We start from the raw sequence: 14,336 nt of genomic DNA, 5'->3' as shown, positions 1-14,336 counted from the left end.
TTTATGCAAATAAACTACAACGGACGCAAATTATGCCTCTTCTGATTTCCCTGAATCTTTAGTATAAAGCTATTTTGTTTTTCATTCTAGTATTAGGTCTTAAAAAAAGCAATAAAATCAAATGAATTAATTTTAATTTTTCTGAATTTTAAATCAGAATTTAAAAACTCATATGTTCTACAAAATTATCATATAAAAATCGTTCTACAGTAGATGCAGCATAGTGTTTACAAAGCTCATTCATTACATTTTCATAATCTCGATACGCTGATACATTTACAACTGTTTCTAAAATCCCATCAAAATCGGAACCAAATCCTATATTGCGCTCTCCACCTAATGAACAAATATATTCGATATGTCTTACTATATCTGCTACATTCGCTTGTTTTTCATTTGTTAGAAACTGCGGTACAAAAGTGACACCAATCATGCCATTTCGCTTTATAAGAGCTTTAAGTTGTTCATCGTTTAAATTTCGTGGGTGCTCGCAAAGTTTCATACAATTTGAGTGGGAAGCAATAGGATTTTTTGCAATCTCTATAACATCCCAAAAACTTCTTTCATTCAAATGAGACACATCAGTCCATACATGTAACGCATTCAGTTCTTGTACAACATGTTTACCAAAAGTCGTTAAACCCGCCCCACGTGTCTCTAGCGCACCATCAGCTAAGAGATTGGCATAATTCCATGTTAGTCCAAAAGAACGTACTCCTAGGCGATACAACAACCGTAATTTCATTGCATCTTTTCCAATTGCTTCGCATCCTTCTATTGTTAATATCGCTCCAATCTCGTCCTGTTTTAATATGTTAATATCATCTTTTGTCTGAATAAACTTCACACCTTGTAGGGATAAAATTTCATTATAAAAAATATCTACCATTTGTAATGCTACTTCAAATCGGTTTTCATATGCCACTGTTTCTGGTACATATATAGCAAAACATTGTATACTTCCTTTTCTTCTCTTTAACTGTTCAAATGTAATATGTAATTGTGAATCATCTTTAAAATTCCTTTTCCCTTGTGCACTCCATAACTGAAGAAGCACGTCACAATGAGCATCAAAAATTTTCATTTTCATTCCTCCATTATAAAAACAACCTGTTTGCATACTGCAAACAGGTTGTTTAAACTTAACGAGGTTCTACAATTAATTTTATTGCTGTACGCTCTTCGCCATCAATCATAATATCTGTAAACGCTGGGATACAAATCAGGTCCAAACCACTAGGCGCTACAAATCCTCTTGCGATTGCTACTGCCTTTACAGCTTGGTTCAATGCACCTGCACCAATAGCTTGAATTTCTGCTGTTCCGCGTTCGCGAATAACACCTGCAAGTGCACCAGCTACAGAATTAGGGACCGACGTTGCTTTAACTTTTAATATTTCCATTCCGCGTTTCCTCCTCGTTTCTTTAAAAAGTATTAGCAATTATTTCACTTTAACTTATATTCACGAGGAATGGCGCGTATTCCTGCTAAATTTTCGTAATTTTTCTAAAAAATTAAAATATAATAACTTATCTAAAATTTAACGAAAATTTACTCAAAAAATGGTTGATCATCATTAATTAAAATACGTTCAATTTTCTTTGCTTTTCCTGTATTTGGATCCACATCAATTAACACTGCACTTAATTGCGTTCTACCATTTGTTACTTCAAATCGTACTGGTAAGTTTGTTAAAAACTTCTTCAATACTGCTTCTCTGTCCATACCTAATATTCCGTCATACGGCCCTGTCATCCCAACATCTGTAATGTATGCCGTTCCGCTTGGTAAAATACGGTTATCCGCTGTAGGGACATGCGTATGCGTACCTACTACTGCTGTAGCACGTCCATCTACATACCAACCTAGCGCTTGTTTTTCACTTGTAGTCTCCGCATGGAAATCAACAAATATAATATTCGTACGTTTTTTCGCAATATTAATTAATTCATCCACTTTACGGAATGGACAATCAATTGGAGGAAGGAAAGTACGTCCTTGTAAATTAATAACTGCAACTTCTGTTCCATTACAGTTCACAAAGATAAGTCCTTTTCCTGGAGTTCCTTCTGGGAAGTTAGCTGGTCTTGCAAGATATTTTGCATCATCGATGAATTCAAATACTTCACGATTATCCCAAGCGTGGTTTCCAAGTGTAACTGCCTGCGCCCCACACTCTAAAAAGTTTCGATATATTTTTTCTGTAATCCCACGCCCACCTGCTGCATTTTCTCCATTAATGATTGTTACTGTAGGTGTATATTTTTTCTTTAATGCCGGTACGTATTGTTGAATCATACCTCTACCAGGAGATCCTACTACATCCCCAACAAATAATATTCTCATATGTCTTACCCTTTCTATGTACTGCATTTTTTATTGCTTTAGCATCAAGTAAATTCCTTATAATATCTTTATTATAAGTTTGTTTCACTTTTATGCTATATAGCTAACTGTCTTTATTTTATCCAATTCCAACACAAAAAAATAAAGTGGTGTTTCACCACTTTATTTTGCGTATTCCACTGCACGTGTTTCACGAATAACAGTTACTTTAATATGTCCTGGGTAATCCAGTTCATTTTCAATACGTTTTCGGATATCACGAGCTAAACGATGAGCTTCTAAGTCATCGATTGTATCTGGTTTTACCAAAATACGAACTTCACGTCCTGCTTGAATTGCAAATGATTTTTCAACGCCTTCATAAGACTCTGAAATCTCTTCTAACTTTTCAAGACGACGAATATAGTTTTCAAGTGTTTCACTACGAGCTCCCGGTCTTGCAGCTGATAAAGCATCTGCTGCTGCAACTAAAACTGCAATGATAGAAGTTGGTTCTGTGTCACCATGGTGAGATGCAATACTGTTTATAACTACAGGATGCTCTTTATATTTCGTTGCAAGTTCAACACCAATTTCAACGTGGCTTCCTTCTACTTCATGGTCAATCGCTTTTCCGATATCATGTAATAGACCTGCACGTCTTGCTAGTTTTTCATCCTCGCCAAGCTCTGCCGCCATAAGTCCAGTTAAATATGCAACTTCCATAGAGTGTTTTAAGACGTTTTGACCATAACTTGTACGGTATTTTAAACGACCTAAAATTTTAATTAAATCTGGATGTAATCCGTGAACACCTACTTCAAACGTTGTTTGCTCTCCGACTTCGCGAATATACTCGTCCACTTCACGTCTTGATTTTTCGACCATCTCTTCAATACGCGCTGGGTGAATACGTCCGTCCTGTACTAGTTTATCAAGAGCGATACGAGCTGTTTCACGACGAATTGGGTCGAATCCAGAAAGGATTACCGCCTCTGGTGTATCATCGATAATTAAGTCAATACCCGTTAACGTTTCTAACGTACGAATATTACGACCTTCACGCCCGATAATACGTCCCTTCATTTCGTCATTTGGAAGATTTACAACCGAAACGGTTGTTTCAGCAACATGATCAGCTGCACATCTTTGCATTGCAAGAGATAAAATCTCTTTTGCTTTCTTATCCGCTTCTTCTTTCGCGCGAACTTCACTTTCTTTTACCATAACAGCGATTTCATGAGAAACTTCACTTTCTACTTTACCAAGAATAATTGCTTTCGCTTGTTCGCGTGTCAGATTGGAAATGCGCTCTAATTCTGTTTGTTGCTTTTGAACTAACTCTCCCACTTTGCTTTCCAACTCTTCAATCTGTTGTTGTCTCGCTACAAGAGATTCCTCTTTCTTCTCTAACTGTTGCTCGCGTTTATCGAGCGTTTCGTCTTTACGATCAAGGTTCTCTTCTTTTTGCATTAAACGATTTTCTTGTTTTTGTAATTCGCTTCTACGGTCACGAATTTCTAATTCAGCTTCTGTACGAAGTGTATGAATTTCATCCTTTGCTTCTAAAAGCGCTTCTTTCTTAAGTGCTTCAGCATCACGATTCGCTTCGTCTAAAATACGTCTCGCTTCATTAGCTGCACCATTAATCTTCGCTTCAGCAATAGACTTTCGAACAAAAAAGCCAACAACTGCACCGACTGTTGCAAGCAAAATGGAGATGAGTATCCAAACTGTACTCGTCATGATTTCACCTCCCCTTGCTATGAATGAAAAAAGACTGTCGGCATGTACATTGAATTACAACATACAGCAAAGACCGTCGTCCCGCTTTTTTAAGGGACTTTCTTCATTTCACAATTAAAATGTCATATTATTATTTCGGTAAGATTTAAACCTTACTCCGAATATTACTTCTCTTCTTGAGAAGAGTATATTGTATATAAGAAAAAATATACATTCTCATTGTATCTATCGTAATTTTCATTGTCAAGCGTTGTCTACTTTTACTTTCTTTACCTTCAGCCTTGAATGTGACCTAAATTTAAAAAGTAAGGAGCCTACTATACTGGAAAACCTTAGTAATTCCCATTTCTTTTCCTTAAAATATTTAAATATCCTTCTTTACACAACCCATTTGAAGTAAAAAAATATTTTTATCTATAGTATTATGCTCCTTAATAGTAGATAAAAAAATAAAAGACACGAGGCCGTGTCTTTTATTTTTTTAATCAAGAAGAGTTGAATCTTCTGCGCCCTCAGCACCAGAATCTTCACTAATTCCGTGATGCTCACGAATAAAGAAGGCAATTTCTTCTCTTAAATCTGTATTTTCTTTTAAGAACTGCTTCGAATTTTCACGACCTTGTCCTAGGCGTTCGTCATTATAAGAATACCAAGCACCGCTCTTTTGAACAATATCAAGCTCAGAAGCCATATCCAAGATTTCACCTTCTCTTGAAATACCTTCTCCGTACATAATATCAACTTCCGCAACACGGAATGGTGGTGCTACTTTATTTTTCACTACTTTTACTTTTGTTTTATTACCAACGATGTCGTTACCTTGCTTTAATTGCTCCGCACGACGCACTTCAAGACGAACAGTTGAATAGAATTTCAACGCACGACCACCTGGAGTTGTTTCTGGCACTATCTATAGATTTTCCATCTCTATAGTCTGGACTATCTCTTCATCTCTTTACAGAGAGCCTTGCACTTCCAGCAGTAGCCTATCATCTGCCGTACCCTACTCAGTTAACTAAAAGTCCTTTTCGGTAGTCTCTACACCTTCCCCATATCACTATGGAGCTTGGCACGGTATTACCCTAAATAATGGTGGGCTTCACCGTTAGCAACTATATGGATAGTTACACCCTTAGGCAATAAGGTTCACAAGGTTTTTTAACATGCTATCACTAGCAAGGGAAACCCATGGTAAACTCCTTAATCTTTTGTAAGACTTTTTCTTTATTTGCTAACTCTTCTTCATGTATAACAAGATATTTATAGCAGCCCTCTTCCATAAATAAAAGTTTTCTTTTATCTCGTTCTTTTATCTTTTTGAGTGAGTGTGCCCATTTCCCATGGACATCTAAACAATATTTTCTACCTAAGTAGAAATCAATAGACCACTTATCGATTCTTTTTTGCTTAATGAACGCCAGATCTAAACTTAACAACATCTGTTCAACCTGTTGTTCCAGTAAAGTATCATAATTTTTCTTTCTGACCTTTACATTAAGCTCTTTTCTCCTCTTAGCAACACATGTATCGGATACGCCATACTTAATAGCAATTTCAACATGTGATAAATATGGATTTTTCAATTCTTGTTCAACTTCTGCGGTTTTAGGCAAGTAAATCTTTCTATGTCTGGTTCTTTTAATTCCGAGTAACTTTAATATTTCACCTACTCGCCTTTCATCAAGATTAATTTCTTTACCTATATCTTTCAATTTTCTATCCGCATGTTTCACAATAAAATCCACTTGCCATTGTTCTATGTTTCGATAAGTTCTATTTCCAATTGTCACTGCCACTTTAATCTCTCCCTATAAGAAATCCCTTATAAAGACTTAGTCGAAGAAGACAAATAAAGACTCAAGTACATCACTTTGATTAAGCAACTTGTAGTTGATTTCCGAACATAACCCCAACTTTTTCACGAATTTGGTTAATAAAGATTGCAATTGTTTTTGATTTGTTGATTGCTCCTGAAAGCTTACGAAGTGCTTGTGACATTAAACGTGCTTGTAAACCTACGTGTGAGTCACCCATATCGCCTTCAATCTCTGCTTTCGGTACAAGAGCTGCTACAGAGTCAATTACGATAATGTCAACCGCACCACTTCGTACAAGTGCTTCCGCGATTTCCAATCCTTGCTCCCCTGTATCAGGCTGTGATAATAGTAATTCATCTATGTTAACGCCTAATTTTTGTGCATATACAGGATCCATTGCGTGCTCCGCATCAATGAATGCTGCTTGTCCACCTTGACGTTGTACTTCTGCAATTGCATGTAATGAAACTGTCGTTTTACCTGAACTTTCAGGTCCGTAAATTTCGATAATACGGCCACGTGGATATCCGCCTACTCCTAGTGCCACATCAAGTGCTAAAGAACCACTAGAAACCGTAGAAACTCTACGCTCCGCTTGTTCTCCTAATTTCATGATTGAACCTTTACCGAATTGCTTCTCTATTTGTTTTAACGCCATATCTAACGCTGCTTGACGATCACTCATTCAAAATTCCTCCTTAACTGAATTGCTAATCTTATTATACCTATTTTCAATTCAATTTGCCAACAAAAATCGAACATTTATTCGATTTTTTTATTTTCTATCAAATAATATCTAAATTTAACCGTAAAAAAACTAGAAGAAACTTATATCTCTTCTAGCTTTTTATATAAATGATAAAATCCATATTTTACTGTTCGTTCTCTAATTTGTTGACGACTTCCGCTTAAATTAAGAGGAAAGACTACAGTTGGCTCATCCTTAATCGAAAGCCCAACAAATACTGTTCCTGGTTCTTTCTGTTCTGAAGCATCTGGCCCTGCTACCCCAGTGAAACTAATTCCGATATCCGCTTTTAATACATCCTTAACATTTTCAGCAAGATAACGAGCACATTCTTTACTAACTGCACCATCAGTATGCAATACTTCTTCAGGCACACGTAAAACATGTTGCTTCACATCATTATGATAACAAATGACACCGCCTTTAAATACAGAAGAAACACCAGCGTTTTCAGTTACTTGATTTCCAAAAAGACCACCTGTTAAACTTTCTGCACACGCTAAAGTTAACCCTTTTCTCTTCAATAACTCGATTGCCTTATAATGCAAAAATTCTTGGTCATATCCGTAGAAAAATTCTCCTACTCTTTCTAAAATCAAATCTTCCACATGTTGAATTAGTTTCTCCGCTTCGCTAACATTTTGATGCTTAGCGGTTAAACGTAATGTCACTTCTCCATCATTTGCTAACGGGGCAATTGTTGGGTTTGTTTGTCCATCAATTAAATCTTGCACTTTCACCTCTAGTTGGGACTCCCCAATACCGAAGAAACGAAGCACACGAGAATAAATGTTTTCTCCTGTTGTAAAATTACGTAAAAAAGGCTCTACGTAACTTACATACATTGGTTTCATTTCTTTTGGCGGCCCTGGTAATAAAACATAAACTTTTCCGTTCTTATTTACCCCCATACCAGGCGCCATACCGTGGTCATTTGCAAATACTGTTGCTCCATTTAAAACGAGCGCTTGCTTTTTATTATTCTCCGTAAATTCACGGCCTGTACGCTTAAAGTAATTACTTATTAAGGCTAATGCCTTTTCATCATACACAAGCTCTTCATCTAAACTAGCAGCTATCGTTTCTTTCGTTAAATCATCTTTTGTTGGTCCTAATCCACCTGTAAAAATAAGTATATCAGCACGTTCTTCCGCAGCTTCAATCGCCTTTTGCAATCGCTTATTATTATCACCAACAACAGTATGATAGTACACGTTAATTCCGATTGAAGCTAACTTTTCAGATAAAAACTGGGCATTTGTATTTGCAATTTGTCCAAGTAATAATTCAGTTCCAACCGCAATAATCTCAGCATTCATCCCAATTCCCCCATAAACTTCTATTTTGAGTTTACAAAAGCAGCTCTATTTTTCCAGAAATAATCCCATCCTGAAATAACAGTAAAGATTAATGCAATCCATATGAAGATATCTGCAACTGGAATATGGATTAAATTTAAAGGTACATCGTGTAATAAATATGCTGCAATTGCAATAATTTGTGTCCACGTCTTAATTTTCCCTAGCTGGTTTGCTGCAACTACTTCCCCTGTTCCAGCAAGTACAAGACGTAAACCTGTTACCGCAAACTCACGACTGATAATTACAATAACAATCCAAGCCGGTACATATTGCATCTCTACCAATGTAATAAGTGCTGCCGAAACAAGCAATTTATCAGCTAACGGGTCAAGAAACTTCCCTAAATTCGTTACAAGATTATACTTTCTTGCGTAATGTCCATCAATCCAATCTGTAGCTGAAGCAATGATAAAGATAAGTGCCCCCACTAAATGTTGAATTGGCAAATCAACATCACCAATTTTGTATGAACCCCAATCAAAGGGCGCTAACATAATTACCATAAAAATTGGAATTAAGAAGATTCTAGATATTGTAATTTTATTTGGTAAATTCACAGCTATTCCTCCATCATATCAAAAACATTTGTTCATCGAAAAAAAGTCATCGAAGCGATGACTGTTATTGTGCTGGTTGCTCTATCCCTTGGTTTTTAATCACCAATCTTTGGTGATATTCTTTTTGTGGATCTAACGGGAAAGCAAGCACTTGGCCATTCAGTTTAATTTCAACATTCGGTGCACTTCCAATATTAAGTCGTACTTCTTTTAATGTTGATACATCGCGTTTCTCTGTTTGACCGCTTTGTACTGTAGTATTTAGAATTTCGTTACCCGCATCATCCTTAACATCTACATAACTTGTACCCTTAGCTGAAATTTCCAGTTCTAATGTTTTATTATTATGAATTTCCAAAGTAGATACCTTTCCAGTTGTTCCAACTACTTTCACTTCTTGCTGTCCAGTTGGTTGTGCTGGTTGCTCCTCTTTCTTTGGTTCTTCTTTCTTTGGTTCTTCTTTCTTTGGTTCCTCTTTTTTTGGCTCTTCCGCTTTCACTTCATCTTTCTTCGTATCTAACGGAGAATCTTTCGCTTTTTGAACTTCAATTTTCTCACTTTGAGCGCTTGGAACTTTTTCATCATCTTTTCCAGTTAACGCTTGAAACACAAACCAGATTACCACTCCAACTGCGATGACTAACAGCGCAACTAAGATTTTCGGCATGTGATCTGCAATTGGCCATGATGATGATTTTTGCATTGTTTCTTGTGTTTTTTGTCCCGTTGATACTTGTGGAACTTCACGCTTTTCAGATTGTGGTATCGTACTCTGATGTTCTACAAGCAGTTCCTCTCCATTTAATCCAACCGCATCTGCGTATTGTTTAATGAATGCACGCGCATAAAAAGCTCCTGGCAATACATCATAATTGCCTTCTTCAATTGCCACTAAATGGCGTTTTTGAATTTTTGTAATCTCATGCAGCTGATCAATAGACAAGCCTTTCGCTTCTCTTGTTTCTTTCAGCTTTTGTCCCAATTCCGTCACTACTAACACCTCAATATTTCTTTAAAAGTCAAACATAGAGAAATTATTTTGCGTACCTTGCTCAATTTCATCTACTAAATTATATTGTATTTCTTCATCATAATCGTTACGCAACTCGATAATATAATCAAAATCATCCAATGTGTATTCTGACTGACTCACAAATACATCAGGATGTTCCACAACTTTCGTTGCAGGCAATCTCATAATTTCACGAACGAGCTGCCAATGTCTTTCGTTAGCACGCTTCGTTGACACAATTCCATCTAGGATGAAAATATTGTCATCGCTATACTCATCTTCAATTAATTGACTGCGAACAGTTTGCTTAATAAGAGTAGATGATACAAATAACCACCTTTTATTTGCACAAACACTTGCAGCAACAATGGATTCTGTTTTTCCGACACGAGGCATTCCGCGTATCCCAATTAGTTTATGGCCTTCTTTTTTCATGATTTCTGCCATAAAGTCTACAAGTAAGCCTAATTCATCACGCACAAATCGAAATGTTTTCTTATCATCTGCATCTCGTTGTATGTACCTACCATGCCTAACCGCTAGCTTATCTCTTAGCTTGGGCGGACGATATTTCGTTACCGTTATGTTATCCATCGTATTTAAAATTGATTCAAGTCTAGAGATTTGCTCTTGATTATCACACATAAGAAGTAACCCACGTCGTGCATTATCTACACCATTAATTGTGACAATATTAATGCCGAGCATACCGATTAACGAAGAAACGTCACCAAGCAAGCCAGGTCGGTTTTTATGTATTTCATATTCAAAATACCATTCAATCATCCAAGATCACTCCCCTTGCTTACTTTACACCTACGTACTATATTATATGATTTCACCCTAATAGGGAAGCTAAATGTATAATCTATCCTGTGTAATTATTATACAAAAAAAGTAGAGAGGAGAATCTCCTCTCTACTTTTACTTATGTTGTACAAACTTAACCATTAAATTTGCAATTGTATGTTGCTCCTGTTCATCAGCAACTTTCCAAAGCTCAGCTAATAATTTCTCTTGGTCATTGCGTCCTTCTACTTCATTAGCAAGATAGTCGCCAACACGAAATGCCATATCTGATACCGCACCGCCATCTAAACCTTTGTCTTGCGCTTGCTCTAAACGTTCTCCTAAAAAGCTCTTCCACTGATCAAAATTATCTAATACTGACATAATTAAGCACCTCACTATTGAGTAATAAAATCATCCTTAATTTGTGCAACTATTCATTTTTTATGTAAGAATTTTTTAGCAGTGCCAACCGCCATTCACTCCGATAATTTGTCCAGTTATGTAAGACGCTCCTGGTGATACGAGAAATGAAACTGTTTTCGCTACTTCTTCTGGTAATCCTATTCTACCTAATGGTATATCTTCAGCAATTCCCATTTTATCTTCTTCAGAAAAAACACTTAACATTTCCGTTTCAATTGCTCCTGGTGCTACTGCATTCACACGTAATCCACTTAAAGAAACTTCTTTCGCTAAAGCTTTCACATATGAATTTTGCGCCCCTTTTACCATTGAATAAAGTACTTCACAAGAAGCCCCTATTTGTCCCCATATAGATGAAACAATTACAATATTACCACTTCTTCTCCCGATCATAGGCGGAAGTGCCATAGAAAGTAATTTATATACGTTCTTCACTTGAAGTTCTACCATATAATCCAATTCATCGTTTGTTACATCTGTTACTAGTCCAAAAATACTCTTCCCAGCTGCGTATACAATAACATCAATAGGATGTTCAATTTGTCCCCACAACCGTTCTGCTCCATCACTAGAAGCTAAATTAGCTTGAACAGGGATAACTTCTCCCCATGCCTTCTGCAATTCCAATACCTTTTCTTCACTGTTATTGTAATGAACATAAACTGTATATCCATCTTGAATTAATTGTTTCGAAATAGCAGAGCCAATTCCTCCGCTCCCTCCAGTTACTAACGCATACTTTTTCATAAAGTCCCTCTCTTATCTCTACAAGTTCAATTTTCACACAACTAAATAATACCCTCATCTTACAATTTTTCAATGATAAGATGAGGGTATCTTTTTAATTTTATTTTTTCGGTAACACCTGACAAATACTCATTTTTTCTTCTGATAACAATAATTTCGCTACTTCTTGTAAGTCTTGAACGGTTAGTCCTTCTAATACAGTCAATGCGTCAAATAGGCTAGATTCATTAAACGCGTATCGTGTAAATTGATTTGCAATATATTCTGGTGAATTCAACGAGCGTAAAAAACCACCAATTTTCTTTTTCTTCACTCGTTCTAATGCCGCCGCATCTAATTGATCATAATCTGTTTTTAATAAAATATCTTTTAAACGATTTGCCAATTCATCAGGTTGTTTCGTATCACCGCCAACCATTGCAAAACCGAAGTTATTTTCTTCTGTATAGTCATACGAGAATGAATCATCAATAAGTCCTTCATTATATAAAGCTTCGTAATGAACAGAACTTTTTCCAAATAAATAATCTAAAAGTAACGTAAGCGCAATTTCTTGTTTTAAAAGCGCTTGCCCCTTTTCTTTTAAATTAGTCGCTTTAATACCAACTAAACATTTCGGTGTTTGCACAGGCATTGAAATAATTTTTTTCTTTTCATTTACCTCATGTGGTTCTTCTTCAAATGAACGCACAATTTCTGGCTGGTTTTTATAATCTTTTTTCGCTTGATTTTCACGTACTAAATCCATTGTTTTCTCTGGATCAATTGCACCCACAACAAATAATAACATATTGCTCGGATGATAAAATGTTTCATAACATTCATATAATAAATCTTTCGTAATTTTACTAATAGATTCGATTGTCCCCGCAATATCAATTTTAATTGGGTGTTTTACAAATAAGCTATCAATTAACCCAAAGTACAAACGCCAATCTGGGTTATCTTGATACATTTGAATTTCTTGCCCAATAATCCCCTTCTCTTTTTCAACCGTTTTTTCAGAGAAATAGGGCTCTTGTACGAAGTTTAGCAATGTATTTAAATTTTGTTCTACGTTTGAAGTACCTGAAAAAAGGTAAGCTGTTCGTGTAAAGGATGTAAAAGCATTTGCCGATGCTCCTTGTTTACTAAACAATTGGAAAGCATCGTGATCTTCTTTTTCAAATAATTTATGCTCAAGAAAATGTGCAATCCCATCTGGCACACGAATCATTTCTTCTTTCCCTAATGGTACAAATGTATTATCTACAGAACCATATTTCGTCGTAAACGTCGCAAATGTTTTATTAAATCCTTGTTTCGGTAAAACATATACATCTAATCCATTAGGAAGTTTTTCATAATAGAGTGTTTCTTTTAATTGCTCATAAACAATTTTCTCCATTTACTCTCCCTCCGTTCCTTGTAAAAAGTAAATTGTATCTAGTTCAATATTTTTAGCAACTTTTACAATTTCTTCTTTTGTCACACTTTCTATACCTGTAAGCCATTCTTCAACTGGACGTGTACGATCTGAAATAATACCATGATATAGCATTTCTACAAAGCCACGTGGTGTATCAATTGCCTCTAATATTTGATTTTGGATGACACTTTTTGTTTGATGTATTTCTTCTTCAGAAAACTCTCCGTTTTGCATCGCAAGCATTTGTTCTTTAATAATCTCAACTGCTTTTTCATAATTTTTCGCTTCAATTCCTGACATAACAAATAATAAACCTTTATGACTTTCAAAGCGCGATGCTGCATAGTACGCTAAACTATTTTTTTCACGCACATTTACGAATAACTTCGAATGAGAAAAGCCACCAAACAATCCATTGAACAATTGCAATGCAAAATAATCTTCATCTTTATATGTGACAAATGTACGATAACCGATGTGTAATTTACTTTGTTTTAATTCTTGTTTTTCAACAACTTCTTTTTCTTCATTATTTCGTCTATGAAGGAGTACATTTCTTTCTCTCACTGGACGAGCTGAAATAGAAAAATACTTACTTACAAGATCAACGGCGTTTTCTGAAATATCACCAATAATATATAGATCCATTTCATCTTCCGCTAACACCTTTTGATAATATTGATACAGACTTTCATTTGTAATAGACATAACACTCTCTTTTTTTCCATTTGCACTTAAACGATACGGTTCTACTTTGCACATTTCTTCAATTAAACGCTCGTTTGCATAACGCATTTTATCGTCATAAGTAGCTTCAATTCTCTGTAACAGTGCTCTTTTTTCACTTTCTACGATAGAAGATAGGAAACCGTTGCCCTCCGTTGCTGGATGTAACACAATATCTGACAACATAGAAAGCGCTTTTTCAAATAACGGTGGTGCATCATGTAAGTAAACTTCATTTGCAATGTCTACATAAATGGAGATAATATGGTCTTCCCCTTTTTTACTTACATCTACCGCTAAAGAAGATCCGTATAATTCTTCTAAATATTGACGAAGACGAATTACAGAAGGTAATTTTTCTGTCGCACTTTGCAATACGTATGGCAATAAGGCACGCTCTGTCACCGTCTCCTCATTTAAAGGCGCTTTAAAACGAAATACAAAGGTATTCGTTTTATATTTATCAGTCGGAATAATATGTACGCGCAAACCATCTAACTCATGTAGTTGTTGTTCCATTAGTTTCATTTATAGCCCTCCTTTACGTATATAGGAATATTCCTCTTCAATATACAGTTTTTAGAAATAAAAAATCAACTTTTCTCCCTTATTATGCTTACATATGATTCTTTCTAAAAACTTTAATATGTAAGGAACATAGTAAAATTCCGTA

General features: G+C 35.7%; 13 protein-coding genes and 2 pseudogenes. All 15 read right to left on the bottom strand.

The window, feature by feature from the left end:
• Nucleotides 1-160: 160 nt before the first annotated feature.
• Nucleotides 161-1,084: a dipeptidase gene (locus ES895_RS05120; RefSeq protein ID WP_000688043.1), complete on the bottom strand. Its 924-nt coding sequence runs from the start codon at nucleotides 1,082-1,084 to the stop codon at nucleotides 161-163.
• Nucleotides 1,085-1,142: 58 nt separating this feature from the next.
• Nucleotides 1,143-1,403 (bottom strand): stage V sporulation protein SpoVS, encoded by a 261-nt coding sequence (spoVS, locus tag ES895_RS05115; protein WP_000404341.1) that lies wholly within the window; start codon nucleotides 1,401-1,403, stop codon nucleotides 1,143-1,145.
• A gap of 149 nt (nucleotides 1,404-1,552) precedes the next feature.
• Nucleotides 1,553-2,347 (bottom strand): TIGR00282 family metallophosphoesterase, encoded by a 795-nt coding sequence (locus ES895_RS05110; RefSeq protein ID WP_001221095.1) that lies wholly within the window; start codon nucleotides 2,345-2,347, stop codon nucleotides 1,553-1,555.
• 162 nt (nucleotides 2,348-2,509) lie between these two features.
• On the bottom strand, nucleotides 2,510-4,072 hold the full coding sequence (rny, locus tag ES895_RS05105; protein ID WP_000204911.1) for a ribonuclease Y: 1,563 nt from the start codon (nucleotides 4,070-4,072) through the stop codon (nucleotides 2,510-2,512).
• Nucleotides 4,073-4,553: 481 nt separating this feature from the next.
• A pseudogene (locus tag ES895_RS05100) lies at nucleotides 4,554-4,976 on the bottom strand (recombinase RecA family protein); the annotation flags it as partial.
• Between the two features lie 268 nt (nucleotides 4,977-5,244).
• A complete protein-coding gene (locus ES895_RS05095) occupies nucleotides 5,245-5,868 on the bottom strand; it encodes a PDDEXK family nuclease (protein WP_000301532.1) in 624 nt (207 codons plus the stop codon).
• Between the two features lie 97 nt (nucleotides 5,869-5,965).
• A pseudogene (gene recA, locus ES895_RS05090) lies at nucleotides 5,966-6,574 on the bottom strand (recombinase RecA); the annotation flags it as partial.
• Nucleotides 6,575-6,717: 143 nt separating this feature from the next.
• Nucleotides 6,718-7,956 carry a competence/damage-inducible protein A gene (locus tag ES895_RS05085; protein WP_000990693.1) on the bottom strand — a complete coding sequence of 413 codons (1,239 nt, stop codon included), beginning with the start codon at nucleotides 7,954-7,956 and terminating at the stop codon, nucleotides 6,718-6,720.
• 20 nt (nucleotides 7,957-7,976) lie between these two features.
• Nucleotides 7,977-8,555 (bottom strand): CDP-diacylglycerol--glycerol-3-phosphate 3-phosphatidyltransferase, encoded by a 579-nt coding sequence (gene pgsA, locus ES895_RS05080; protein WP_001052967.1) that lies wholly within the window; start codon nucleotides 8,553-8,555, stop codon nucleotides 7,977-7,979.
• Between the two features lie 64 nt (nucleotides 8,556-8,619).
• Entirely contained in the window at nucleotides 8,620-9,546 is a 927-nt protein-coding gene (locus ES895_RS05075; RefSeq protein ID WP_058840231.1) for a helix-turn-helix domain-containing protein, read from the bottom strand.
• Nucleotides 9,547-9,567: 21 nt separating this feature from the next.
• A complete protein-coding gene (locus tag ES895_RS05070; RefSeq protein ID WP_000574107.1) occupies nucleotides 9,568-10,353 on the bottom strand; it encodes a DUF3388 domain-containing protein in 786 nt (261 codons plus the stop codon).
• A 138-nt stretch (nucleotides 10,354-10,491) separates the two neighbouring features.
• Nucleotides 10,492-10,740 (bottom strand): DUF3243 domain-containing protein, encoded by a 249-nt coding sequence (locus ES895_RS05065; protein WP_000114450.1) that lies wholly within the window; start codon nucleotides 10,738-10,740, stop codon nucleotides 10,492-10,494.
• 75 nt (nucleotides 10,741-10,815) lie between these two features.
• The gene (gene ymfI, locus ES895_RS05060) at nucleotides 10,816-11,529 is read right to left on the bottom strand and encodes an elongation factor P 5-aminopentanone reductase (protein WP_000759607.1); all 714 of its coding nucleotides are present in this window, start codon (nucleotides 11,527-11,529) and stop codon (nucleotides 10,816-10,818) included.
• 100 nt (nucleotides 11,530-11,629) lie between these two features.
• A complete protein-coding gene (gene yfmH, locus ES895_RS05055; RefSeq protein WP_000411981.1) occupies nucleotides 11,630-12,916 on the bottom strand; it encodes an EF-P 5-aminopentanol modification-associated protein YfmH in 1,287 nt (428 codons plus the stop codon).
• Nucleotides 12,917-14,191: an EF-P 5-aminopentanol modification-associated protein YfmF gene (gene yfmF / locus ES895_RS05050; RefSeq protein WP_000772405.1), complete on the bottom strand. Its 1,275-nt coding sequence runs from the start codon at nucleotides 14,189-14,191 to the stop codon at nucleotides 12,917-12,919.
• Between the last annotated feature and the right edge of the window lie 145 nt (nucleotides 14,192-14,336).

Source organism: Bacillus sp. 007/AIA-02/001 (genome assembly GCF_004634455.1).
GTDB classification, from domain to species: domain Bacteria; phylum Bacillota; class Bacilli; order Bacillales; family Bacillaceae_G; genus Bacillus_A; species Bacillus_A cereus.
This window is presented reverse-complemented; position numbering and strand designations above follow the sequence as displayed.

Coding starts and splice junctions, on each gene's coding strand:
- yfmH (WP_000411981.1), bottom strand. CDS start 12,916: ATGGAGAAAATTGTTTATGAGCAATTAAAAGAAACACTCTATTATGAA.
- ES895_RS05110 (WP_001221095.1), bottom strand. CDS start 2,347: ATGAGAATATTATTTGTTGGGGATGTAGTAGGATCTCCTGGTAGAGGT.
- ES895_RS05065 (WP_000114450.1), bottom strand. CDS start 10,740: ATGTCAGTATTAGATAATTTTGATCAGTGGAAGAGCTTTTTAGGAGAA.
- yfmF (WP_000772405.1), bottom strand. CDS start 14,191: ATGAAACTAATGGAACAACAACTACATGAGTTAGATGGTTTGCGCGTA.
- ymfI (WP_000759607.1), bottom strand. CDS start 11,529: ATGAAAAAGTATGCGTTAGTAACTGGAGGGAGCGGAGGAATTGGCTCT.
- spoVS (WP_000404341.1), bottom strand. CDS start 1,403: ATGGAAATATTAAAAGTTAAAGCAACGTCGGTCCCTAATTCTGTAGCT.
- ES895_RS05070 (WP_000574107.1), bottom strand. CDS start 10,353: ATGATTGAATGGTATTTTGAATATGAAATACATAAAAACCGACCTGGC.
- ES895_RS05085 (WP_000990693.1), bottom strand. CDS start 7,956: ATGAATGCTGAGATTATTGCGGTTGGAACTGAATTATTACTTGGACAA.
- rny (WP_000204911.1), bottom strand. CDS start 4,072: ATGACGAGTACAGTTTGGATACTCATCTCCATTTTGCTTGCAACAGTC.
- ES895_RS05120 (WP_000688043.1), bottom strand. CDS start 1,084: ATGAAAATTTTTGATGCTCATTGTGACGTGCTTCTTCAGTTATGGAGT.